Annotated in this window: 1 protein-coding gene; it reads left to right on the top strand. The window is 75.9% G+C overall.

From position 1 onward, the window contains the following. The coding region (locus R0J88_RS22575) for an ATP-binding cassette domain-containing protein (protein WP_410901258.1) at positions 1-245 on the top strand (245 nt) is incomplete at both ends.

Below are 245 nucleotides of genomic sequence, written 5' to 3'. Positions count from 1 at the left end.
GCCGGATGCGCGGCTATGACTTCGTCGCGATGGCCGCCGACGGCCATCGCTGGGGGCTGCCGCACCCGAACGCGGCGACGCGGCGCGACGTCGAGCGCGTGCTCGAGCTCGTCGGCGGCGCGGCGCTCGCGCGCCGGCCGCTGTCGGAACTGTCCGGCGGCGAGCGGCAGCGGCTGCTGCTCGCGCAGTGCCTGCTCGGCAGCCCGAAGCTGCTGCTGCTCGACGAGCCGCTGATCAGCCTCGAC

Source organism: Pseudoalteromonas sp. SIMBA_162, assembly GCF_046535955.1.
GTDB lineage: Bacteria > Pseudomonadota > Gammaproteobacteria > Enterobacterales > Alteromonadaceae > Pseudoalteromonas > Pseudoalteromonas marina.
Note: the sequence above shows the minus strand (reverse complement) of the source record. Positions and strands in the feature narration are given on the sequence as shown.